A 23,122-nucleotide genomic window follows, 5' to 3' on the forward strand; every position below is an offset into this window, starting at 1 on the left:
AAGTTAGTTAACCAAGAACTAACGAGATTCATCCCAAACACAACCCTTTAAAATTTCGTAAGTTAGTTAACCTAGAACTGGCGAAATTCTGCCTTAACGCAACCTTTTGAAATTTCGTAAGTTGGCTTAAAAATGAAAATTATCCACGTTACTGCTTCTTATAAACCTGCATATATTTATGGTGGCCCCATACAATCGGTAGGGAAGCTGTGTGAGGCTTTGCTGCGTTTAGTGGTTAATGTTAAAGCCTTTCGACATGCTCAGGATGACTACTTTAACATTAATGTTTTATCTACTACGGCAAATGGCAAAGAAGAGCTTGATGTAGAAGCGGGAAAATCACAAATCGTTAACGGTGTACCTGTAACTTACTTTAAGAGGTGGACAAAAGATCACAGCCACTTTTCTCCAGGATTGTTATTGGGGTTAAGGAAAATGCTTCGACAAGCTCAGCATGAAAACATAATTGTTCACATCCATGCTTGGTGGAATCTGGTTTCGATCTTAAGTTGTTGGATTGCCAAATGGTATAAAATTCCTGTAATCTTATCTCCCCGAGGAATGCTTACAAGTTACACAACGGGTAATCGCAATGCGTTTTCAAAAAGGATCTTGCACAATCTTATAGGTAAAAGTTTATTAAAATATGTTCATATTCATGCAACGAGCGAACAGGAAAAAGCAGATATTTTAAAAATTATTCAGCCAAAAAGTATAACCGTGATTTCGAATTTGGTTGGTTTTAAGGAGGAAGTATCAAGTCGTGCGTATCAAGTAGTGGGTGCACCATTTCGAATTCTTTTCTTATCGAGGATTGAAGAAAAAAAAGGTCTTGATCTTCTTTTTGAAGCACTTGGACTATTAGATTTTTCGTGGTCTTTGGGTATAGCAGGATCGGGGAAAGAAAACTATGTGGAAAGCTTAAAGGCCAAAGCTGAAAGCCTGACGCTTAATGACCGAATCACATGGCTGGGACAGATTGCAGATGAGGATAAATTTAAGTTAATGCAAAATTTTGATCTGCTGGTTTTACCTTCGCATAATGAAAATTTCGCCAACGTGATTGTCGAAAGTTTAAGTGTTGGTACCGCTGTTTTGGTATCTGAATATGTTGGTCTGGCAAATTATGTTCGGGATAAGGATTTAGGATGGGTAAGCTCCTTAGACCCAATTGAAATTAGCGAACAAATTACCGCATCTTACAGAAACACCAATAAAAGGATACATATCCGTGACACTGCTCCATCTATTATTAAGCAGGATTATAATGATGAAGTGCTTGTTGAAGCATATATTAATTTATACAATAGCATTTTAAATGGCTGAATATAAAGATTACGGTTACTCGAATAACCAGGCTACACATGCCCACGGATATATTACAGACCCCATATTAAGACTCCTAAACACAGAAAAAAATAAATCGATTTTAGATCTGGGATGTGGGAATGGCGCCTTAGTGAATCTTTTAATCGACAAAAACTTTAACGCCTATGGCACAGATGCTTCAGTAACCGGGATAGAAATTGCTTCCAGAATGTATCCTAATCGCTTTGCAGTACAAGATCTTTCATCTGATTATCTACCCTCTTCTCTAAAACAAATTAATTTCGATACCATAATTTCAACCGAAGTAATTGAGCATCTATATGACCCAAGAAAGTTTATTGGTTTTTGCAAAAACGTGCTTCAGCGAAATGGTGGCGGAGAAATTATACTGAGCACGCCCTATCATGGCTACTTAAAAAACCTAGTTTTGGCTATTGCTGGTCATTGGGATAAACATGCCAATCCGCTTTGGGATGGAGGACATATAAAATTATGGTCAAAAGCTACATTAAGCATGCTTTTAGAGGAACAGGGATTTACAGTCACCGATTTTGTAGGCTGTGGCCGTTATCCATATTTATGGAAATCTATGGTTATAAAAGCGAGAATTTAGATATTTGCCAAAAGCTTTAATCCGTAGGTTTAAAAGATTCCTCGTTACGCTCGGAATGACAACTCCAAAATGAACAAAAATTTCAGTTTTATAATTTTAACTTATAACGAAGAAGTTCATTTGCCTAGGCTCTTGGAATCAATCAAAGCTCTTCGAGCACCTATTTTTGTTTTAGATAGTGGAAGTACAGATGGTACAGTGGACATCGCATCTGAATACGGTGCTACAATAAAAACAAATCCTTTTTTAAATCACCCGAAACAATGGGATTTTGCACTTCGTAATTTCGAGATTACAACACCTTGGATCATTGGTTTAGACGCAGATCAAACGTTAACTCCATCACTTTTTAAATTGCTTAACGATTTTAAAACGGAAGATTACAATGATGTTAATGGCATTTACTTTAACCGAAAAAATTTCTTTCAGGGCAAGTGGATTCGATTTGGCGGTTATTATCCATTTTATCAGCTTAAAATGTTCCGTAAAGGCGTTGGCTTTTCAGATCTTAATGAAAACATGGATCATCGCTTTATTACTTCCGGAAAAACGATCATCTGGAAAAATGGCTATCTTTTAGAAGAAAACTTAAAAGAAAACGACATCAATTTCTGGCTTGCCAAACACGAGCGTTATAGTGATTTAATTGCCGAAGAAGAAGTGGAACGAATGAAAAATATCAGAGCTCAAAGTTTAAAGCCTGCATTGTTTGGAAACCCAGATGAACAGCGTGCCTGGCTAAAAAGGCTTTGGTGGAAACTTCCATTAGGATTTAGGCCCTATTTATATTTTAGCTATCGCATGATTTTCAAACTCGGTATTTTAGATGGTTCTACCGGAATAAAATTTCATTATTTGCAGGGATTTTGGTTTAGGCGCCTGGTTGATCGAAAAATCAGAAAACTAAAAATCAGAAGTGGTTTATAGCTGGAGGTTTGACTTCTAATTTTAAAGCTATTGCTCCAAATCAAAAATCGATAAAATTAGTCTTATCTTTAGCCATTTCAATTTGACATGAACGAGATCGAACTTAAACAAGCGAAAAGACAAGCTGATAGAAAAGCACTTAAATTTATTGTTGCTTTATTTATTCTCTATATTTTATTTAGTCAGGGAAATTTATTTATGAATAGTGTAATGAGTCCTGGTTCCCGCTTTTATAATGCTTTTATTGCTGATCATTTTAATTACATTCAGGGGCTAAAAACAGCCCTTATCGTACCAGCTGTCTGGATTATCAAACTTTTCGGTTTTTATGCAATCTACAACGATTCTGATGTAATGGTGGTTGCTGGACCCTATCTGCGTATTAATTATTCTTGTTTAGGTTTGGGTGTCATGAGTTTTTTAACCGCCTTCGTGCTCGCTTTTCCAGCACCCTGGAAATCTACATTTAAGATGATGATCATCGGGTTAATTACCATTTATGTTTTAAACATTTGCAGAATTGCAGGCTTGGGCGTTTTATTAGGCTTTTTCCAATCGCAGAGAAATAATTTTACCTATCATCACGAAATCTTCAATATCATTGTTTACATCTGCATTTTTGTAATGCTGTATATTTGGATTAAAAAAAATACACGGTCAATTCTGCCGGAAAGTAAAACTGAAAATACTGAATTAGCAGAATAATCTTTTGGAAAAAACGCAGTTAAATAAAGCCTTTAACACCGGCACTTTCCAGATTGGTGCTTCTACCCTGAAGCAATTTTTATGGTATTGTACATCTGTCTTTTTTTTTAAAAGTGGCCTAATTCCTTTTAGCAACATCCTTGTTTTTGCTCTTCGTTTATTCGGTTCAAAAATTGGAAAAGAAGTGCGTATTAAACCGGGAATCCACATTAAATACCCTTGGAAGCTAACTATAGATGATTATTCTTGGCTGGCCGATTGCTACATTGAAAACCTTGATTGGGTAAAAATTGGAAAAAATTGCTGTATTTCTCAACAAGCGATGCTCATGACTGGAAATCACGATTATGGCAAGAAAAATTTCGATCTTATGGTAAAGCCAATTACTTTAGAAGACGGCGTTTGGATTGGTGCTTCTTCAAAAGTTTGCCCTGGAATTACACTTTACACTCATTCTGTCTTATCTCTGGGCAGTGTTGCCACAAAAAATCTGGAAGCTTATGGAATTTATCAGGGAAACCCTGCGCAGTTTATAAAAGAGCGCAAAATTATTTCTTAAATAGCGCTTCAAATTAATTTCTGTTTATAAAATTCTAATAATTATAAACAATCACCTCAAATTTTAGCTCTCCATAGCTAGTCTTTTAAAATGTTTGACTTATATCAAGTCAAAAGTGTTTCGAAAACCCTTTCCACGACAATTTTTAATTTTAACAAAGAATTATATTCCGATATTTATGGCGTCTATCTGTGTAGTTAAAGAACCGATGCTGTTAAAATATCATGAACATTCTTAGGAATAATTACACCATATCATCTCACCTTATGTTCGGCACTTTCGTTATCGGAATTGCCAATCTGTTTATTTACGATCCCGAAAGCACCACTGATTTTATCATGATTGGTTTGGTACTTACCTTGCGCTACGTTTTAGCGGTAATGATTAAGAGAAGGTTTGCCTGGAGTTTTTATCTGATGATTATATTATTGATTAGAAGTGTTTACCGCTCGGTTTATATCATCGATAATATAAATGTTAACCCAATTGCGAAAGTTAATGTGGTTATACAGCTTTTGATGTCATTAATGGCTTTTGGCCTTTTGTTTATTATCCCAAAACTGAAAAAATTAAGAAGTGCAAAAAAGAGCAAATCGGAGGTATATCCAGATTCTGACATGCCCTTAAATTTACAATAAATCTATTTAGATTTATTTAATTGCAATGCAAACGCCTTAGTTTGTAAATTATCTTACCAAAAACTTGATAATCTTTTTATTTTTCGTAAATTACTTATAACCAATATATAAAGTTATGAGTTTGTTAAAAAAAATACAGCAATGGGGAGATTTACATCACCCAATCTGGCTCGACTATTTAAGAATAACATTAGGACTTATACTCATCTGGAAAGGTGTAATGTTTGCAACCCATCTAGAATCTTTTAATCATCTAATGCGAGGCGCAGCACTTGGAACTGCATTATCGATAAGCATAGTTGCGCATTTAATTATTTTATTACACTTAATTGGCGGTCTTGCGATTGCTTTAGGCACACATACCCGACTTTTCTGTTTACTCAACATACCCATTCTTGTTGGAGCTGTTTTCTTTATAAATCTATCGCAAGGGATTTTTGTTCCTTACTCTGAATTTTGGTTTTCGACATTTGTTTTGGCAGGATTAATTTGTTTCTTAATTGAAGGGAATGGAAGATTGTCGGTTGAGTTTTATGCTAACCCAGGTATTAGTTCAGGTAAGAAACAGGCAAGCTGATCTGTTTGACATATTCCGCAGGATATGAAGTTTTTAGGGTTAATGAGGTTTTATAAGCCTCATTAGTTATTTTAATGGATTAACATCAGTATTTAAATTTAAGCTGACGAAGTTTTCCTATACTCCTCCCTACAAAACTTCGTAAGTCAATAGCGCAATTATTTGACTTAGGATGCGCTAATACTAACATCTCGTAAAGCAAGTTAAGTTGAGATTAAAATTTAAGACTGACGAAGTTTTCCCATGCTCCTCCCTCCAAAACTTCGTAAGTCAATAGCGCAATTATTTTAGGGATAATGAGGTTTTGTAAGCCTCATAAGTTATTTTAATGGATTATATCCGTATTTAAATTTAAGACTGACGAAGTTTTCCTATACTCTTTGCCCTCCAAAACTTCGTAAGTCGATAGCGCTATTATTTGACTTAGGATGCGCTAATACTAACATCTTGTAAAGCAAGTTAAGTTGAGATTAAAATTTAAGACTGACGAAGTTCTCCTACACTCAGCCCTCCAAAACTTCGTGAGTCGAGATAAATTCTAAGGTGAAGGTTGTTTCTTCACGAAGCATGTTTTAATTATCAAGATTAAGACTGACGAAGTTTTCCCATACTTCGCCCTTCAAAACTTCGTAAGTCGATAGGGCAGTTATTTAAGAAGATCCTTAATAATTACCCAAACGTTTTCTGCCAAAATCTTATCGCCTTCCGCTGTTGGATGAATTCCATCGGCCTGATTTAACTTCGGAACACCACCCACTTTATCTAATAAGAATGGAATCAGAAGCATTTTATTTTTGCTGGCTAAAGCTGGGAACATATTTTTAAAATCTGAGGCATATTTTGCGCCCATATTTGGGGGAACCTGCATTCCTGCTAGTACCATTTTTGCCTCTGGATATTTAGATTTAACACGATCGATTATATCCTGTAGGTTTTTTGTTGTTTCTATAACCGGTAATCCCCTCAGTCCATCGTTCGCCCCGAGTTCCAACACAAAAATATCTATGGGTTGCTTCAACAACCAATCTATTCTGGCCTTGCCTGCGGCAGAAGTTTCTCCACTTAAACCTCCATTGATTACTTTATAAGGTAATTTTAACGAATCAATTCTATTCTGTATTAAAGCAGGATAAGCTTCTGTTGGGTCAAGCCCGTAGCCGGCCGTTAAACTGGTTCCAAAAAAAAGGATATTTTTCATTTCAGCTTCCCTTTTCGGAGCTTTATCGTCAACCGAATCTAAAGTTTTATCATTGCCCGTTTTATTCTGTCCATTTCCGCATGAAGCGAACACAACAGCCAAAACAAATAAGCCCATTAAGCGTTTTCGTAACATATCTCTTAAATGTATCTCTAATTATAAAACCAGTATAACATAATTGATTATCTTATGTTTGGTTAAATCTAAACGCAAATCCTTTAAATAAATTCTAATTTGGAAAGCATATTAAACATTCGAAATGTAAGCAAAATTTATCAAAGTGCCGGGCGGGCGCTTACCGTTTTAGATCAGATTAATTTCTCTATATCAGCTGGTTCAACAGTAGCCATTACTGGCCCATCGGGTAGTGGAAAAACAACCCTTTTAGGTTTGTGTGCCGGATTAGATCGTGCCAGCAGCGGAACGGTTGAGCTTAATCAAATTGCTTTAGAAAAGCTTAACGAAGATGAAAGAGCAGCCGTTCGAAATCAATATGTGGGGTTTATATTTCAAAACTTTCAGCTTCTGCCTACATTAACGGCACTAGAGAATGTTATGGTTCCATTAGAGTTAAGAGGAGCCAAAAATATTAAGGCACATGCGCTATCGCTTTTAGATAAAGTTGGTTTGGCCGATCGTTCTCATCACTACCCTGTTCAGTTATCTGGTGGAGAACAACAACGTGTTTCTTTGGCTAGGGCATTTTCTAATCAGCCGGCTCTACTTTTTGCAGATGAACCAACTGGAAACCTGGATGCTGAAACGAGCGAAAAAGTTATTAAACTTCTTTTCGATTTAAATAAAGATGCAGGAACAACTTTGGTTATCGTAACCCACGATCTTGATTTGGCTGCCAAAACTGGTAGAACAATAAAAATAAAAGGTGGGGTAATCCTGTCAGATGAAAGCCCAAGTTATGTCTAAAAACAAGTTGCCCAATCAGCATATCCCTTTTTCCTGGTTATTTAAGATGGCTTGGAGAGATAGTCGCAAAAACCGATCACGATTGCTTTTATTTATTTCCTCTATCGTTCTAGGTATTGCTGCGTTAGTAGCTGTTTATTCGTTTAAGGATAATTTACAGCGAGATATTGATAGTCAGGCAAAAGAGCTTACCGGTGCCGATTTGATTCTGGAAAGTAGGAAAGGCGTTACCAAAGCCATGCAAAAAATGCTTGACACGCTGGGCGATGAACGATCTCAAGAAAAGACTTTTGCCTCGATGGTTTACTTCCAAAAAAACGGAGGAAGCCGATTGGTGCAGATGAAAGCTTTACATGGCCAATATCCTTATTATGGTTCAATAGAAACCATTCCAATAAGTGCGGCTAAAACTTTTCAGGCTGATAGAACAGCTCTGGTTGATCAAACTTTAATGCTTCAATTTGATGCCAAAGTTGGCGATTCGATTAAAGTTGGCGACTTAAACTTTAAAATTGCTGGAACCTTAACCAAAGCGCCCGGGCAAACCGGAATCTCTTCAAGCGTAGCACCAACGGTTTATATTCCATTGAAATATCTTGATCAAACTAATTTAATTAAAAATGGAAGCCGAATCAGCAGCAAGTTCTATTATAAATATAATAACCCTGCCGGTATTGAAACTTTGGTTAAAAAGTTAGAACCAAAACTCGAAAAAGAAGGCTTTGATTCTGATACAGTTGAATCAAGAAAAGAACAAACCGGAAGATCTTTTAAAGACGTCAATCGGTTCTTAGCTTTATCGGGTTTTATTGCGCTCTTACTCGGGTGCGTAGGTGTAGGAAGTGCAATCCATGTTTACATTCAAGAAAAACTAAACGCGATTGCAACACTGAGATGCCTAGGTTTAAAATCTAGAGATGCGTTTCTAATTTACCTCATTCAGATTTTTTTCATTGGATTAATCGCTTCACTAATTGGGGCAGTTTTAGGCACGGGAATTCAGTTTTTGCTTCCATTGGTTTTAAAAGACTTTCTACCGGTTGAAATTACCATGCAGATTTCTTGGCTTGCGGTTGGACAGGGAATTTTGTTGGGCCTAATTATTTCGATACTTTTTGCCCTACCTTCTCTTTTATCTGTAAGAAAAATTTCTCCTTTAAATGCAATAAGAGCTTCTTTTGAAAAATCATCTGGAAAAAACGATCCCTTAACCTGGTTCGTATATCTTTTAATGGGCATTTTTGTTTTGGGTTTTACCTACCTGCAAATGAAAACCTGGATACAAACATTAGCCTTTACGTTAAGCATTGCTTTTGCTTTTATTCTGTTAATTGTTTTTTCTAAAATCTTAATGTTTTTGGTAAGAAAATTAATCCCAAGTTCTTCAAGCTATCTTTGGCGCCAGGGTTTTGCAAATTTATACCGACCGAATAATCAAACTTTAATGCTTACCGTTTCCATTGGTTTATCTACGGCCTTTATTTGTACATTGTTTTTTGTACAAGGCATTTTGATGAATAGGGTTACGCTTTCATCAGGAAATAATCAACCGAATATGGTTTTATTTGATATCCAAAACACGCAAAAGCAAGGTTTAGATAGTTTAACACAATCTTTCAAATTGCCTTTAATGAATCAAGTGCCTGTTATTACCATGAGAATTGAAGAAATTAATGGTAAAAAAGCAAGTGCCGACAGCAATAACCGTGGTGCATTTAGAAATGAAATCAGGGCAACTTATCAGGATACCTTAACAGTTGCCGAAAAAATAACCGAGGGAAAATGGAGCGGAAAAACAGCAGCAAATGAAACGGTATTTATTTCGTTAGATCAAAGTTTTGCCAAGAGAATAAAAGTTGGCATAAATGATAAAATAGTTTTTAATGTACAGGGCATGCTTATTCCTACTGTTGTTGGAAGTTTAAGAGAAGTAAACTGGAGTAGAATGCAGACCAATTTCAGAGTAGTTTTTCCAACCGGTGTGCTCGAGGAAGCGCCACAGTTCCATGTATTAATGACTCGGGTTCCATCAAGCGAGGTATCTGCAAAATTCCAAGGCGCTGTCGTTCAGAAATTTCCAAATGTATCGGTTATCGATTTGGATTTGGTGTTGAAACTGCTTGATGAACTTTTAGGGAAAATTGGATTTGTAATTCGGTTTATGGCCGGATTTAGCATGGCTACTGGATGGATTGTTTTAATTTCTGCAGTACTTACCAGTAAAAACCAGCGGATTAAAGAAAGTATTTTGTTGAGAACAATGGGTGCAAGTAGAAAGCAGATTTTAAGGATTAATGCCATAGAATATTTTTTTCTTGGTGCTTTCGCCTCAGGTGCAGGATTAATTTTGGCCATTGCCGGCAGTTGGGCACTAGCCAAATTTAGTTTCGATTCGGTTTTCATTCCACCTGCCTTACCTACCATTTTACTTTTTGGATCAGTAGTTCTACTTGTTGTAATTACGGGTATTTTAAGCAGCAGAAACGTACTCAACCAGCCACCGTTAAAAATATTAAGAAATGAGGGAAATTAAATTCTCGAGCAAACTGATTTTCTTTTTAGAAACAGAAGATTAAACTTTTCTACCCATCTTCTGTTTCTTTAATAAAAGATGAATTCTAAATACAATAAAATCCTCATTGCCCTTGCCATAGGTGCTGTTGCCCTAAAGCTCGTTTCTTGTACAGCCATCCCCAAAGGGGCAAAAGCTGTTAAGCCATTTAAAAAAGACAGGTATCTTGGAAAATGGTATGAAATTGCCAGAATGGATTTTAAGTTCGAAAAAAATCTTAATAACGTTACGGCCAACTATTCCTTAAATGAGGATGGATCAATAAAAGTGGATAATAGAGGTTATAATTACATTAAAAAAGAGTGGAAAGAAAGTATTGGCAAAGCGAAATTTGTAAAAGGCGAAGATGAGGCAAGATTAAAAGTTTCTTTTTTCGGTCCTTTTTACGCTGGCTACAACGTTATTCAAATAGATCCTGATTATAAATATGCTTTGGTAGCGGGCAACAATTTAAAATATCTATGGATTTTATCCCGCACGAAAGATATTCCAGATACCATTAAGTCGGTTTATCTGGATACTGCGAGAAAGTTAGGCTACGAAACTGGAAATCTAGTTTGGACAGCCCACAATTAAACCCTTAGATTCCCAATTGATTCATTAATAGGTTTTAGCTACTTTTATATCATGATTAGATTAAATAACGATACGCCTAACGAGGTTTTGCAAGATGTGAAGATTGGTAGCATGGTTACCGATACCTTTAGCAAAACCGGTTTGGTAGAAAGTATCGATATTAGTGATGATGGTTTATACCGCATTTATGAATTTAATCTCGTAACCGGAAGAACCATTACCGTTAAGAAATAAAGTTTAATCAGCCCTTATGTCGCTCCTTGTTCTACTTTTTGGGATTCTTTTACTTTTTGTATTGATTCTTAAAAAGATTAACCCAATGGTTGCGCTTTTATCCGTAGCAATTGTTACCGGTTTACTGCTCGGAATGCCTGCACAAAAGGTAATGGGATCCATTAGCAACGGGATAGGCAGTACACTTGGAAGCATGGTAATGGTGCTTGCTCTTGGTGCCATGATGGGAAAGCTAATAGAAGATAGTGGATCAGCAAAGAAAATCGTATTCATTTTAATTAAAGCGTTCGGCACCAGGAATATTCAATGGGCTGTTTTACTTACCGGCTTTTTGGTCGGAATTCCTCTTTTTTATAATGCTGGGTTTGTTGTTTTAATTCCGCTTGTATTTGCTATTGCCTCAGCAACCGGCTTATCTAAATTATACATTGGCATTCCAATGGCTACCGCTTTATCGGTTACGCATGGCTTTTTACCCCCACACCCTGGTCCAGTTGCACTAGCTGGAATATTCCACGCGGATATTGGCAAAACATTAATCTATGGTTTAATCTTAAGTTTACCCATCGCTGTTATTGCTGGGATTTATTTTCCTCGGTTAACGGTTAATAGAAGTAAGTCTGCTTTAAATGCTGATTTCACACTTTACGAAGAACAGAGTTTACCTTCTGGCTTTAAAAGTTTTACAACTGCACTATTGCCTGTTTTCTTAATTATTGTTGGAACTATTGGGAGCAGCGTTACAGCAGATTACCCCATAAAACCCATATTTGTTTTTCTGGCAGATCCTACGGCTTCACTATTGATTTCGGTTATTATAACCCTGTCTGTTCAAAACAGTTCGATTGTTAAAGCAATGGAATCTTGTGCTGAAGGTGTAAAAAGTATAGCCATGATTGTTTTAATTATTGCAGCTGGCGGCGCTTTTAAACAAATTTTAATTGATAGCGGGATGGGTGAAACGGTAAAACAACTAACGGGAAACTTAAATTTATCTCCGTTGTTGCTCGCATGGCTGATAACTGCATCATTAAGGGTAACGCTTGGCTCTGCAACTGTGGCAACGCTTACCGCATCGGGAATGGTTCTACCTTTAATCGGACCGCACACTTCTCCCGAATTAATGGTATTAGCTGTCGGTGCCGGAAGCTTAATGTTTTCTCATGTTAACGATACCGGATTTTGGATGTTTAAAGAATACTTCAATTTAACATTAAAGGAAACCTTCTTAACCTGGACCGCAATGGAAAGTATTGTTTCGGTTTTAGGATTAATTGGGGTTTTAGTTTTGAATCGTGGTGTAGCTTCATTTATCCTAATTCTTAACCCTGTTCTTTTCGCTGTCTGCTCCAGAAGATTCGTGTTTAGATGGTGTGGAAAAAGTTTTTCCAAATCGATAACTATAACTTAAAACGAATGTTCTAGAATCTTGTTTGTTTGTCCAGTTTGCATCTGTAGTGGCCAGATTATTGATTACGCCAACAAACACCCGATCTCTAAAAATATCACTGGCAGAAAGCTTTAAGGTACTTTTAGTAGATAATTTTTTCTGTATGGCAGCACCAAATTCGTGTACACTACCTAACAGAAACTGAACATTAGAAAACTTACTCTGATAACGAAAGTTAGCTTCTCCACTCCAAGTAGGGCTAAATTTTAGCTGGATTGTTGGGTTAAATCTAACATAAGCCCCATTGGTAACCAAAAACCCGGTATAAAAATCTGTTTTAGATTTCATTTGTGCCAGCTCTAGATAACTATGGAGCGTTAACCATTTTGTAAAATCTAAATCGGCGTTAATCGATAAATTAAGAATACTCGTTTTACCAATGTTCGCTGGCCTGCTAAAGTATGTTCCGTTTACAATCTCTATCGTTTCGTTTACATCATCCTTAACCCAACTGTATCCAATTGTAGTGGTTACTTTGTTCTTATATGTGTGGGAAAGTTCTATGCTCTGTGTAAAAGCGGGGCGCAAGAATGGGTTTCCAACGTAATAGGTAAACTTATCCAAAGGAGAAAAAAACGGATTTAAATCCTGATAGTAAGGCCTGTCGATTCTTCTCCCATAGTTTAAGCCAAGTTCGTTATTGCCAGCAGTATCTAATTTATAGGAGAAATAAAGTGTTGGGAATAAACTTGTATAAGTTCGCTTAAAACTCGAATCGGGTTTTATTAAATTACCCAATTGGTGCCCATTTGATACCGTATTTTCTAAGCGCAAACCAGCTTGCAGCGAAAATCGCTTTCCTTCCCTGCTTATATTTAGATAGGTTGCATTAATATTTTCGCGATAAATAAAATGATTGCTTTTTTGATAATCGATACTGCTATTATTATTTACGATATTCAAATAATCGGCCACGTTATCGGTTTTTGTGTAAGCTGTTTTTAAACCGGCATCCAATTTCCATCCTTTATTTAAGGGATGGGTATAATCTATCTTTGCGGTATAGATATCGATATTTGATGGTAAATTACCTGATAAAATATCCTGAGATTTAAGCGCCATATTGGCGAAATAGCTGTAATTATAATAGGTTTGTTCTGTTTTATTGTTGTAGTTTAAATAATCTGCATCAAAGGTTAAATCTCTTCCAGCCTTATTAAACTTATGTCTAAAATTAAGGTTGACACCTACATTTTTATAATGAATCTGATCTATATTTTCTGCCTTAATTATAGAATCGGGCTGTTTTACCGAATTTAACAAATTGCTCGTATTATTATTTACCTGTGTGGAAATTCTATTCATCCCGGTAAAAACAAGCCCCCAGGTTGTTTTATCGGTGGCGTAATAATCCAATCCGGTTTTCAGGTTAAGCGTATTTCCGTGTCGCTTAAAGTAAGAGTTTTGATTAAAATAATATTTAGGGCTTCCATCATTGTTTTTATACGTTCGGTTCAGATCAAGATCGGTAAAGCTGTTGTTTAAATTGTAACTCAGAATTCCAAAAATGTTAATCTTATTTTTCCGGTAATTGAAATTAAAACTATTATTGGATCTTGTTAACTCTCCTTGATTTAAGCTTAAATTTAACCCACCATTAAAGCCTGAAATTTTGGTCTTTTTTGTTTTGATGTTGATTACGCCAGCATTTCCTGCAGCATCATATTTGGCAGGCGGATTTGTCATTAATTCTATCTGATCTAATGAAGAAGATGGGAGCGAACGGAGGTAATTTTCCAAATCTGAGCCAGACAAATAAGTTGGCTTATCATCAATAAAAATACTTACGCCACTTTTTCCCTTCAGGCTTATGGCTCCATTCTGATCTACATTTACACCTGGCGACTTACTTAAAACATCTAAAGCCGTGCTCCCTGCATTAGAGATTAGGGCATCAACATTTACAACCGTTCTATCAATTTTCCGCTCAACAAAGGCTTTCTGACCAGAAATATTAACATCTTTTAAATTATTATCTGTGGTCTTAATTTTTATATCCAGCAAATTTATTTCTAATTGATCTGCTTGCAATTTTAATGTATCCGTTTTATAAATGGGAAAGCCGACTGCCGAAATCTTGATCAAATATTTACCATTGGCCAAATTACTGAAATTGAATATTCCATCGGTTTCTGTAAACACGGTCTTTACAAGAATTGAATCTTTAAAAAGTGCAACTGTTGCGTATTCCAGATTTTTATTGTCTATATCCTTTACCCGACCATAAATCTTTCCGCCAGGTTGTTGCGCATGAACAAAATTTGAGGCAAGAATTATCCATAAGGCTATTAAGGCCAATGTTTTAATCTTCATAAGTAGCGTTAGTGAATTTAAGGCTGGAAATTAGTTTTTGCCATCCACCTCGAAATTGTAGTAAAGAGCATGACTATCCTGTTTTAAATATTTAGACTTGTATTTTTGATGAAGATTGGTATTTTGTTTAACACCATTAACAATTAAGTCGTTCTTGTTCAATTGATAAGAGAGTTTGTTTGTATTCGTTATTACTCCATCTTTTAAAAGCTCCTTGTTAATTTCTGCGGTATAATCATGTCCATCGCCATTGGTTTCACTTATTGTAGAAACTACACGCTCTGATCCTGTTTTTGTAACCGTTTTTGCCCTATTGGCAGGTGGTAAAGGTGGCGTAGAATTATAGGTTGGAGGAGATGGTGGCGTAATTGGACTTACTGGCGTTCTTGGTGTTGGCGGTGTGGCCGGAGCGGCAGGTGTTGGTGGCACTGGGGGTACACTGCCATTATACAGCTGGCTATTTTTATTATACTGTTCGGCACGTTTTGCATACGCCTCGGCAGATTTTGCATATCGTTTTGCATCTGCTTCATAACGCTTTTGAGCAATTATATAATCTGCTTCTTCCCTATTTCGCTGTGCACCATTATTATTTTGGTTTTTATTGTTTTTTCGTTCCTCTTCAGCCCATTTCCTATCCGCCTCTGCCAATTTTTTATCTGCTTCAGCTCGTTTTTCATCAGCAATAACCATTTTGGCATCCTCCTTAATGAGCTTAGCATCTTCTTGTGCACGTTTTTTATCTTCAACAGAAATTGCCTTGCTTTTTTCGGCAAGAATTTTTTCTGTTTTGATCATTTTTTCTTCAATCTCCTGCTCCATTTGGTCGGCAGATTTATTTTCAGAAACCTTAGCTTTCTTTTTTGTTGTATCCTGAACAATTTGATGGCTATTTAAATTTTCCGATGAAGATTTTGCGTTGCCCACATTTTTAAATGCAGCTGTACATACCACTACAGAAACTAAAGCGATGGTTAATATTGTCTTTTCCATTTTATTTAATGTTGATTTAGTGTTGAATAACATTCTGCTTGCCCGGTGCAAGAGATTACTTTTTTTGCCCGTTACTGCCATTGCAAAAGCTGGCGAGTTCGCTTTAAATTCTTGGCAGGAAATTAATGCCTGAACATAATTTTTTCGATCATTAACGCAGTTTATTGCTAAATCATCACAACAATGCTCCCGCTCCGTTTTTATCAAGTTTGATACCCAAAGCACCGCCGGATTAAAGAAGAATACGATTTCGATGAAGCTTTGTAAAACGTTTACCAAATAATCTCTACGCTTAATGTGTGCCAGTTCGTGAGCTAAGATGGCTTCTACCTCTTCATTAGATAAACTACTTAATAAGCCCAATGGAACCAAAATCAAGGGTTTAAAGTGGCCGACAACCATTGGTACTTTTGCTAAGCCCGATTGAACGATTCGGATTTTTTGATCAATCCTCAATCTTTGAGATAAAACCTCAAGCTTTGCTTCCCATCTTGCACCCGCAGGATAAGTTTTGTTGTTTCTTAAATGATGAATACCATTTAATCCAACCAAAAGCTGGATGCTTTTAATACAGATGATAAAGAACCAGATCAAAACAATTTGGTAAGCATAAGAATTCCACAAATCGACCAAACTATTTAATCCTGATGACATGTTATATTGAACATCAGTTATTATCGGTTGGGCAATTTTGGTGTTTATGTCCGTATTAGGAATGGGATTTATTACTGAATGACCCGCACCCTGCAAAGGCTTTTGTACTTCGGAACCGAACACAACGAAAATTGATACCACAAAAAGAGATAAACAAATCGTGAGCAGATTATAGCGTAATGTCGCTGTTGATTTCCTGGTAGAAAACATAACCAATCCGCTTGCCAATGCCAATAAAATGCCCAGCCAAAGCGAATGAAATAATGTTGCGCCTAAAGCATGCAACCAATTTTCTGGTAAGAGATCTATAAACTTAAATTCCATAACTGTGGTTCTTGAGGGATTTTAATTTCAATTATTTCATGCTATCCAATAGCTTTTTTATCTCCTCTATCTCTGCCTTCGAGGTTTTTTCGTTTCCTAAAAGCTGCATCATTAATTGAGATGCAGATCCTTTATATAGCGTGTTTACAAAGCGATCTAATAATTGAACTTTGGTTTTTTCCTCTGCTTCAACCGGAATGTAAATGTGCTTCATCTGACTTTCATCACGCTTTAAAATTCCCTTTTCAGTTAAAATTTGCATTTGCTTTAAGGTAGACGTATAAATAACTTCCTTTTGCTCGTTTAACTTGTCGTTCACAAACCGTACGGTAGATGGACCAAATTCCCACAAAATCTGAAGAATTTCCAATTCTGCTTTTGTTGGTTCTGGCAAATTATTTTCAGGCTGCGTACTTTTCATATTTCAAAGGTACGATGTTTTTCGTACGAAACAATAGTTAGCTTAATTTTTTATACATTTTTTTCACTTATTTATAAAAAACCTTGTTATTTCTACTGTAGTCGATATTCTAAATTAGATAATTATGTAAATATTTTTTAGAATGCTGTAAAGATTAAAGTGTAAAGGCCTCTAAATTTGCTGCACACAGAATATGGAAACTTATGAAATTGAAATGTAAACTGCTCAGCATATTAATATTCGGGCTCGTTTTTTCTGCTAAGGCACAGCATGAAATGCATATGCCTGCCAGGAAAGATACCACTAAAAACAAAATTATGGATACCATGGAAATGGATCATAATATGCACAAAGTGGCTGGTGTACAGATGGAATCGCCAATGAGTCATGCCTATTCATTAAATCTACCCATGTCTAGAAATGGTTCTGGCACAGCCTGGCTTCCAGATGCGGCTCCAATGTTTGGATTAATGTACCATTCTAAAAAATGGATCTATATGCTCCATGGAAATATTGCTTTACGCTATACCAAACAAGATCTTGCGGATAAAGGAAGTCGAGGAGCAGAAAAATTTGATGCTCCGAATTGGTTTATGTTTATGGGACAGCGCAAGCTTGGTGAAAAAGGACTTTTCCATTTTAGCTCGATGCTTTCTTTAGATCGACTTACAGAAGGTGGCGCTGGTTATCCGCTTTTGTTTCAAACTGGAGAAAGCTGGAAAGGTAAACCTCTGGTTGATCGGCAACACCCACACGACTTATTTTCGGAACTATCCGTTGCTTATACTTATGCCTTCTCCAAAAGATCAGATTTTACCGTGTACTTTGGTTATCCGGGCGAACCTGCCTTAGGTTCTGTTGCTTTTATGCACCGCCCATCGGCGCTTTCAAATCCCGACGCTCCAATTTCTCATCACTGGAATGATGGAACGCACATCACTTTTGGAGTAGCCACATTGGGTTTTAGATACGATAAATTTAAAATCGAAGCTTCCACATTTACGGGCAGAGAACCCGAGGAAAATCGTTTTGATTTTGATAAAGCCCGTTTCGATTCTTATAGTGCAAGATTGTCCTTCAACCCGAATAAAAACTGGGCCTTGCAGGTTTCTCGCGGATGGATCAAAAGTCCGGAAAGTTTGCATGGCGATGAAAATGTAAATAGAACCATTGTGTCGGCAATCTATGCATTACCTCTTGGAGAAAATCAAAATCTAAATGCAACTGCGTTATGGGGAATGAATAAAACTAAAGGACATGACGGCGAAAATGCAGTACTGATTGAAGGTGCCTATCGCTTAAAAAAGTTTTCGTTATACAGCCGGTATGAATGGGTTCAAAAATCTGTTGAGGAATTAAACCTAAGTGAAAATATTTATGGGGAGCACTTGTTTGGTGTAAATGCGCTAAGCCTGGGCTTAAATTATGATGTTTTAGATCTGCGAAAATTTAAAACGGCAATTGGTGGTCAGGTTTCGTTTTACAAGACCAATGCTCTATTGAACAATCTTTATGGAAGAAACCCAATTGGGGCGCAGGTATTTATTAGAATATACCCATCCTTAATGAAAATGTAAAAGAGCTTGTATCTAAAATGAAACAAGCTCTTTATTTTAAATTAGTAAGTTTTATAAAGATTCTGCTCCGGCAGTTGCAACTGCATGGTCATCATCAACCGTACTTCCAGAAACACCAATTGCTCCAATAATTTCGCCAGATGAATTTTTTAAAATTACACCGCCTGGAAAAGTAATTAAGCCACCGTTTGAATGTTCGATATTAAATAAAGGCTGACCAGGCTGTACCAAGGGCGTTAATGCTTTGGTATCCATATTAAACCAATTGGCTGTTTTGGCTTTTTTTTGTGCAATATCTGCAGAGCCTAACCATGCACCATCCATTCTGGCAAAAGCCACCAGATTACTGCCAGTATCTACAATTGCAATATTCATTTTGGTGTTAATTTCTATTGCTTTGGCTTGGGCTACCTTGATTATGTTTTGAGCCTGTTCTAATGTAACATTCATATTTTATCCTTTTATTCAGTTAGTTATGTTTAATTGAACAAGGATATGGAATAAATGTTTCATTAGGGTTTAAACTTGATGAATTGAGAAAATATTTTTCTATTTAAGCGCTTTAATTATTGCGATGATATCTTCCTCTCCATAACCTGCTTCTGCATTTTTAAATGTCTCATATGCGGTTTTGGCCAATGGCGAAGAAATTCCTTCATCTTTTGCCAAACCAAGATCTTTTACAATATGCTTTAGCGCAAACGCAGCTTTGTAGTTATCTCCAATAATCGCATCACCTTTAATTTTGGTGAAAATATTTCCTATTGCAGCATTGTTAATTAAATTAAGCAAATCTGCCGTTTCAATCCCATTTTGATTTGCGAAAACAACCGTTTCTGCCAAGCCTTGTGCATACAGCGCAAGCAGTGAATTGATGGCCAGTTTTGCGGTATTACCTGCACCATAAGATCCAACAAGCATGGCGAGTTTACCAAGTTTTTCTAAAATTGGTTTTACCTTTTCAAAAATCTCCTCTTCACCACCAACCATAATTACAAGCTGTCCGGTTTCTGCCTGTTTAACACTTCCAGATACAGGCGCATCAAGGTAAAAACTCTCCTTATCTCTACATCTCCCAGCCATTTCTTTTGAAATTTTTGGAGAAACTGTGCTCATATTTATTATAATTTTGTCGGATGTTTTGGCTTGAAGCAAACCTTCTTCCCCACCAAAAATTTCACTTATTGCCTGATCATCAGAAACCATAACAAAAACTACATCTGTTTCCTCAAGCAATTCAGCAGGTGTTAAGGCTATCTCGGCACCCATCTCTTTCAGAGCCGACTCTTTTGCTTTACTTCGGTTATAAGCCGTTACAGAATAACCTGCTGTTATGAGTTGCCCGGCCATTGGAATGCCCATATTACCAAGACCAATCCAACCTATTTTCGTCGTATTCATATTATTTTGTCAATCTAAATGTTAAATTACATGCATTCAAACATAACACAAATATGAGCACCTTACTTAAAGATTTATATTCTAGAACCTTTTATAACAACATTTCTACAGTTTTCGAACAGGTAATTCCAGGCTTTGATAAAAAGGAATTTAACAAACAGATTTTTACCTCCGATTTTGAAAAGAAAGAATTGAAAGAAAGAATGAGACATACATGTTTAGTTTTAAATAATTTTCTTCCTTCAGATTATCAAAAGACGATTCAAATTTTAAAAAAATCCATCAATCAGTTTAAAAAATATGGAATTGGTGAAGATGGATTAGCCTTTATGTTTTTGCCAGATTATATTGAAATTTATGGTTTAAATGATTTGAAAAATTCTGCTGAAGCACTCGAATTTATAACCCAGTTTGTGAGTTGCGAATTTGCTGTCCGCCCATTTATACTAAAGTACAGTGAAGAGATGCTGGCAATTATGCTAGAATGGTCTAAACATGAAAATTATAAAGTTAGGCGCTTAGCAACCGAAGGTAGCAGACCTCGCTTGCCATGGGCGATGGGAATTCCATTTTTAAAGAAAGATCCGTCTGCTATTATTCCAATTTTAGAAAATCTGAAGCATGATTCTTCTGAATGGGTGCGTAAAAGCGTATCGAATAGCCTTAATGATATCGCTAAAGATCATCCGGAAATCGTATTAAATATTGCAAAAAGGTGGTCTGGGATTAGTCCTGAGACTGATGCAATAATTAAGCATGGCTGTAGAACATTATTAAAGCAGGGACATGCGGATATTTTGAAACATTATGGCCTTGATGATAAGGGAATTTTGCTCTCCGATTTTGAGATTCTGACGAAGAAAATTAAAATTGGAGATAGTTTAGCCTTTTCTTTTTCAGTTACCAATACCAACCCAACAGATCAGATAGTGAGGTTAGAATATTCGGTCTACTACAAAAAGCAAAATGGGCAAAATACCAAGAAAGTATATAAAATCTCGGAACGTATTTATCCGGCTAAGATGACTGTTAAAATTGAAAGGAAACAGAAATTTTTATTAATTACAACAAGAAAATTTCATTTGGGTAATCATCAACTGGCTATCATTATCAACGGTAAAGAACAAGAAATTAAAAATTTTGACTTGATAGATTAATTTATTTTCGATTTTTTTAAAGTCTTTAGTTCATCAAGTATCGGAATCTGTTTTTCATTAATAAATTTTATGGCATGCTCATAAGTAAACCAATCTGCCCGATCTATTTCAGGAAAGCTTTTCAAGGTGCCTGAACGTGGAGGCCACTCAATTTCGAATGTGTTGCTAAAAACTTTAGATTGATCGAAGTCCATTTCCAGTGCCCAACATAGAACCTTTTTCCCGCCCTTTTGAACTATAGGGTTTAGCTGGATAAAATCACCCTGAGGTTTTATACCTATTTCTTCTTCAAATTCTCTTTGAGCAGCATCAAGAGGATTTTCTCCATCCATAATTTCCCCTTTTGGAATAGTCCAAAAACCTTCATTTTTTCGGGTAAAAAATGGTCCTCCGGGATGCGCCAAAAAAAATTCGAGATTGTTTTCTGTTTTACGAAATAACAATAATCCAGCACTTTGCTTCATTTATTATTAACCCTATATCGATAGAACAGTTTTAAAAAATTGATTATGCCATTGAGTTTGGCAAAAACAATCCATATTCAATCGCTTTTAAAATAAGATCAGGCATTCTGTTTACATCCATTTTGTACATTAATTGACGCATATAGCTTTGTATCGTATTAGCGCTTAAATCTAAAATTAATGCAATTTCTTTAACTGTTTTACCTGAACATACATGGTGAAGCAATTCTTTTTCTCTTGGCGAAAGCGTAAAACTTACCGTATCTTCAAAAAGTTGAGACTGCACTAAAATTTCCTTTAAGCTTTCGCCAATGTAAGACTTCCGATCAAATTCATTGATAAACTGAATGGCAGTTACCAATTCTTCTATTGATGCATCTTTGCATATATAGCCATTTGCACCCATTTTGAAAGCCTCTTTAATGGTGTTTGGATTTGTTATTGTAGACAGTACTAAAATTTTTAAATCTGTTTTTGATCTAGTTTTTCTGCATTTACGGATAATTTCAACTCCGTTCATATCAGGCATTAGCATATCTAAAATTAAAACATTTGGTTTTAAGGTATCTAGATGTGCAAAAAATTTATCAGCTTGGTTATAAATGTTAACTGACTCTACGAATTCAAAATCAGTTAATGAGATTTTTAACAGTTCAGAGAGAAGTTGGTGGTCATCAATCAGACAGATTTTCATTGTTATATTTAAAAGATAATATTGGTAAAGAAATTTAGAGAAATATAAGCATATTGTTTAATTATATTTTAAACATTTAAAAAGGCTCGGCATTACTTATGAACATTGATGAAAAAACACTTTTCAATTCTTCAACCGATGCATCCTTAAACAAAAACGTTTTCGCTCCTGCTCGTTTTAAAGATTCAATTCTTTGACTACTCTTATCATACGCCGAAAATATAACCACCTTAGTTTCTTCCGGAATAAAACGAATTAAATCTTCCAAATTTTCACTTCCAGGCATATTAATATCAAAAATAATTAAATCTAGATCCTGATTTGAAATTACACTCACACTTTTATCAAGTTCATTCGCTTCATAAACCGTACATCGAGCCCATATGCTTCTCAGCACGAGCTTTAATCCATATCGGATAATTTGATGGTCGTCCGCAATTAAAATCTTCATACACTACTCCTGTGCTATTATACAATATCTTATGTTCTATCTGTCCTATTTAAAACTGTACCTGAGCGATATCTCTGCCTCCCCGTTGCTGTAGTTCTGCAGGTCGGAGGTGTTGGTGGTGTACTGTACCAGAATGGAGAGCTGGTTTTTGTAGGTGGTGCCCGCCCCGAGGGTAACGCTGTTTGTGCTGTGGTACATCCCGCTCAACAGGAGCCTGCTCCCGAAGAACTCCAGGTTCGCGCCCGCGTCAAAAATATCCCTGTAGTTCTCCACCCCGCGGTAAACCGCCTTCGGCTCGATGGCGCTCAGCGCAGAGCCCTCCCCGCCCGCAAACCTGTAGCCTGCAGAGGCCATGTAGAGCGACCTGTCCG

23 protein-coding genes and 1 pseudogene are annotated in these 23,122 nt (G+C 36.3%); 14 read left to right on the forward strand and 10 right to left on the reverse strand.

What is annotated here, in order from left to right; translation table 11 throughout:
• Positions 1–132: 132 nt before the first annotated feature.
• From DF947_RS14040 to DF947_RS14070, 7 genes and pseudogenes are all read left to right on the forward strand, one after another.
• Complete coding sequence (locus tag DF947_RS14040; protein WP_109930660.1) at positions 133–1,326, forward strand: XrtY-associated glycosyltransferase XYAG1; 1,194 nt, start codon at positions 133–135, stop codon at positions 1,324–1,326.
• Entirely contained in the window at positions 1,319–1,942 is a 624-nt protein-coding gene (locus tag DF947_RS14045; RefSeq protein ID WP_109930661.1) for a class I SAM-dependent methyltransferase, read from the forward strand. The genes DF947_RS14040 and DF947_RS14045 overlap by 8 nt, the downstream gene beginning before the upstream one ends.
• Before the next feature lie 69 nt (positions 1,943–2,011).
• A pseudogene (locus DF947_RS14050) lies at positions 2,012–2,848 on the forward strand (glycosyltransferase family 2 protein); the annotation flags it as partial.
• 108 nt (positions 2,849–2,956) lie between these two features.
• Positions 2,957–3,574, forward strand: a complete 618-nt coding sequence (xrtY, locus tag DF947_RS14055) for an exosortase Y (RefSeq protein ID WP_109930663.1) — start codon at positions 2,957–2,959, stop codon at positions 3,572–3,574.
• 4 nt (positions 3,575–3,578) lie between these two features.
• The gene (locus DF947_RS14060; protein WP_109930664.1) at positions 3,579–4,133 is read left to right on the forward strand and encodes a WcaF family extracellular polysaccharide biosynthesis acetyltransferase; all 555 of its coding nucleotides are present in this window, start codon (positions 3,579–3,581) and stop codon (positions 4,131–4,133) included.
• A gap of 266 nt (positions 4,134–4,399) precedes the next feature.
• A complete protein-coding gene (locus DF947_RS14065) occupies positions 4,400–4,771 on the forward strand; it encodes a hypothetical protein (protein WP_109930665.1) in 372 nt (123 codons plus the stop codon).
• A 115-nt stretch (positions 4,772–4,886) separates the two neighbouring features.
• Entirely contained in the window at positions 4,887–5,348 is a 462-nt protein-coding gene (locus DF947_RS14070; RefSeq protein WP_109930666.1) for a DoxX family protein, read from the forward strand.
• 646 nt (positions 5,349–5,994) lie between these two features.
• On the opposite strand, the gene DF947_RS14075 is transcribed toward DF947_RS14070, so the two are convergent.
• Positions 5,995–6,681, reverse strand: coding sequence for an arylesterase (locus DF947_RS14075; protein WP_109930667.1), 687 nt, complete (start codon positions 6,679–6,681; stop codon positions 5,995–5,997).
• 99 nt (positions 6,682–6,780) lie between these two features.
• Here DF947_RS14075 and DF947_RS14080 point away from each other — a divergent pair, with 99 nt between their 5' ends.
• The 5 genes from DF947_RS14080 to DF947_RS14100 all read left to right on the forward strand — a co-directional run bounded on the left by DF947_RS14080 (position 6,781) and on the right by DF947_RS14100 (position 12,263).
• Complete coding sequence (locus tag DF947_RS14080) at positions 6,781–7,470, forward strand: ABC transporter ATP-binding protein (protein ID WP_109930668.1); 690 nt, start codon at positions 6,781–6,783, stop codon at positions 7,468–7,470.
• A complete protein-coding gene (locus DF947_RS14085; protein WP_109930669.1) occupies positions 7,463–10,003 on the forward strand; it encodes an ABC transporter permease in 2,541 nt (846 codons plus the stop codon). The genes DF947_RS14080 and DF947_RS14085 overlap by 8 nt, the downstream gene beginning before the upstream one ends.
• 78 nt (positions 10,004–10,081) lie before the next feature.
• Positions 10,082–10,618: a lipocalin family protein gene (locus DF947_RS14090; RefSeq protein ID WP_109930670.1), complete on the forward strand. Its 537-nt coding sequence runs from the start codon at positions 10,082–10,084 to the stop codon at positions 10,616–10,618.
• Positions 10,619–10,669: 51 nt separating this feature from the next.
• Complete coding sequence (locus tag DF947_RS14095) at positions 10,670–10,852, forward strand: hypothetical protein (RefSeq protein WP_109930671.1); 183 nt, start codon at positions 10,670–10,672, stop codon at positions 10,850–10,852.
• Positions 10,853–10,868: 16 nt separating this feature from the next.
• Positions 10,869–12,263 carry a GntT/GntP/DsdX family permease gene (locus DF947_RS14100; RefSeq protein ID WP_109930672.1) on the forward strand — a complete coding sequence of 465 codons (1,395 nt, stop codon included), beginning with the start codon at positions 10,869–10,871 and terminating at the stop codon, positions 12,261–12,263.
• Here DF947_RS14100 and DF947_RS14105 read toward each other — a convergent pair.
• The 3 genes from DF947_RS14105 to DF947_RS14115 are packed head-to-tail and all read right to left on the reverse strand — an operon-like array spanning position 12,168 to position 17,007.
• Positions 12,168–14,615 carry a TonB-dependent receptor gene (locus tag DF947_RS14105; protein ID WP_109930673.1) on the reverse strand — a complete coding sequence of 816 codons (2,448 nt, stop codon included), beginning with the start codon at positions 14,613–14,615 and terminating at the stop codon, positions 12,168–12,170. The two genes, DF947_RS14100 and DF947_RS14105, sit on opposite strands and share 96 nt — an antisense overlap.
• A 30-nt stretch (positions 14,616–14,645) precedes the next feature.
• Positions 14,646–16,586, reverse strand: coding sequence for a M56 family metallopeptidase (locus tag DF947_RS14110; protein ID WP_109930674.1), 1,941 nt, complete (start codon positions 16,584–16,586; stop codon positions 14,646–14,648).
• A 31-nt stretch (positions 16,587–16,617) separates the two neighbouring features.
• Complete coding sequence (locus DF947_RS14115) at positions 16,618–17,007, reverse strand: BlaI/MecI/CopY family transcriptional regulator (RefSeq protein WP_109930675.1); 390 nt, start codon at positions 17,005–17,007, stop codon at positions 16,618–16,620.
• A gap of 203 nt (positions 17,008–17,210) precedes the next feature.
• On the opposite strand from DF947_RS14115, the gene DF947_RS14120 reads away from it, so the two are divergent.
• Positions 17,211–18,584, forward strand: coding sequence for a hypothetical protein (locus DF947_RS14120; RefSeq protein ID WP_109930676.1), 1,374 nt, complete (start codon positions 17,211–17,213; stop codon positions 18,582–18,584).
• A 51-nt stretch (positions 18,585–18,635) separates the two neighbouring features.
• Here the strand turns inward: DF947_RS14120 and DF947_RS14125 are convergent, their stop codons facing one another.
• Together DF947_RS14125 and DF947_RS14130 are read right to left on the reverse strand one after the other, a co-directional pair.
• Positions 18,636–19,034 (reverse strand): GlcG/HbpS family heme-binding protein, encoded by a 399-nt coding sequence (locus tag DF947_RS14125; protein ID WP_109930677.1) that lies wholly within the window; start codon positions 19,032–19,034, stop codon positions 18,636–18,638.
• Between the two features lie 99 nt (positions 19,035–19,133).
• Positions 19,134–19,985 carry an NAD(P)-dependent oxidoreductase gene (locus DF947_RS14130; protein ID WP_109930678.1) on the reverse strand — a complete coding sequence of 284 codons (852 nt, stop codon included), beginning with the start codon at positions 19,983–19,985 and terminating at the stop codon, positions 19,134–19,136.
• Between the two features lie 191 nt (positions 19,986–20,176).
• Here DF947_RS14130 and DF947_RS14135 point away from each other — a divergent pair, with 191 nt between their 5' ends.
• Positions 20,177–21,142, forward strand: a complete 966-nt coding sequence (locus DF947_RS14135; protein ID WP_240615384.1) for a DNA alkylation repair protein — start codon at positions 20,177–20,179, stop codon at positions 21,140–21,142.
• On the opposite strand, the gene DF947_RS14140 is transcribed toward DF947_RS14135, so the two are convergent.
• The 4 genes from DF947_RS14140 to DF947_RS14155 form a co-directional block, all read right to left on the reverse strand.
• Positions 21,139–21,606, reverse strand: a complete 468-nt coding sequence (locus tag DF947_RS14140; RefSeq protein ID WP_109930680.1) for an NUDIX domain-containing protein — start codon at positions 21,604–21,606, stop codon at positions 21,139–21,141. The genes DF947_RS14135 and DF947_RS14140 overlap by 4 nt on opposite strands.
• 43 nt (positions 21,607–21,649) lie before the next feature.
• Positions 21,650–22,300 carry a response regulator gene (locus DF947_RS14145; protein WP_109930681.1) on the reverse strand — a complete coding sequence of 217 codons (651 nt, stop codon included), beginning with the start codon at positions 22,298–22,300 and terminating at the stop codon, positions 21,650–21,652.
• A 76-nt stretch (positions 22,301–22,376) separates the two neighbouring features.
• Positions 22,377–22,751, reverse strand: coding sequence for a response regulator (locus DF947_RS14150; protein WP_109930682.1), 375 nt, complete (start codon positions 22,749–22,751; stop codon positions 22,377–22,379).
• Between the two features lie 45 nt (positions 22,752–22,796).
• A partial coding sequence (locus tag DF947_RS14155; protein ID WP_146202928.1) for a type IX secretion system membrane protein PorP/SprF occupies positions 22,797–23,122 on the reverse strand: 326 nt, incomplete at its 5' end.

Source organism: Pedobacter paludis (assembly GCF_003173575.1).
In the GTDB taxonomy this organism is placed as follows: domain Bacteria; phylum Bacteroidota; class Bacteroidia; order Sphingobacteriales; family Sphingobacteriaceae; genus Pedobacter; species Pedobacter paludis.

Coding starts and splice junctions, on each gene's coding strand:
- DF947_RS14045 (WP_109930661.1), top strand. CDS start 1,319: ATGGCTGAATATAAAGATTACGGTTACTCGAATAACCAGGCTACACAT.
- DF947_RS14070 (WP_109930666.1), top strand. CDS start 4,887: ATGAGTTTGTTAAAAAAAATACAGCAATGGGGAGATTTACATCACCCA.
- xrtY (WP_109930663.1), top strand. CDS start 2,957: ATGAACGAGATCGAACTTAAACAAGCGAAAAGACAAGCTGATAGAAAA.
- DF947_RS14100 (WP_109930672.1), top strand. CDS start 10,869: ATGTCGCTCCTTGTTCTACTTTTTGGGATTCTTTTACTTTTTGTATTG.
- DF947_RS14125 (WP_109930677.1), bottom strand. CDS start 19,034: ATGAATGTTACATTAGAACAGGCTCAAAACATAATCAAGGTAGCCCAA.
- DF947_RS14120 (WP_109930676.1), top strand. CDS start 17,211: ATGAAATTGAAATGTAAACTGCTCAGCATATTAATATTCGGGCTCGTT.
- DF947_RS14090 (WP_109930670.1), top strand. CDS start 10,082: ATGAATTCTAAATACAATAAAATCCTCATTGCCCTTGCCATAGGTGCT.
- DF947_RS14140 (WP_109930680.1), bottom strand. CDS start 21,606: ATGAAGCAAAGTGCTGGATTATTGTTATTTCGTAAAACAGAAAACAAT.
- DF947_RS14110 (WP_109930674.1), bottom strand. CDS start 16,586: ATGGAATTTAAGTTTATAGATCTCTTACCAGAAAATTGGTTGCATGCT.
- DF947_RS14085 (WP_109930669.1), top strand. CDS start 7,463: ATGTCTAAAAACAAGTTGCCCAATCAGCATATCCCTTTTTCCTGGTTA.
- DF947_RS14130 (WP_109930678.1), bottom strand. CDS start 19,985: ATGAATACGACGAAAATAGGTTGGATTGGTCTTGGTAATATGGGCATT.
- DF947_RS14105 (WP_109930673.1), bottom strand. CDS start 14,615: ATGAAGATTAAAACATTGGCCTTAATAGCCTTATGGATAATTCTTGCC.
- DF947_RS14075 (WP_109930667.1), bottom strand. CDS start 6,681: ATGTTACGAAAACGCTTAATGGGCTTATTTGTTTTGGCTGTTGTGTTC.
- DF947_RS14040 (WP_109930660.1), top strand. CDS start 133: ATGAAAATTATCCACGTTACTGCTTCTTATAAACCTGCATATATTTAT.
- DF947_RS14115 (WP_109930675.1), bottom strand. CDS start 17,007: ATGAAAAGTACGCAGCCTGAAAATAATTTGCCAGAACCAACAAAAGCA.
- DF947_RS14095 (WP_109930671.1), top strand. CDS start 10,670: ATGATTAGATTAAATAACGATACGCCTAACGAGGTTTTGCAAGATGTG.
- DF947_RS14150 (WP_109930682.1), bottom strand. CDS start 22,751: ATGAAGATTTTAATTGCGGACGACCATCAAATTATCCGATATGGATTA.
- DF947_RS14065 (WP_109930665.1), top strand. CDS start 4,400: ATGTTCGGCACTTTCGTTATCGGAATTGCCAATCTGTTTATTTACGAT.
- DF947_RS14145 (WP_109930681.1), bottom strand. CDS start 22,300: ATGAAAATCTGTCTGATTGATGACCACCAACTTCTCTCTGAACTGTTA.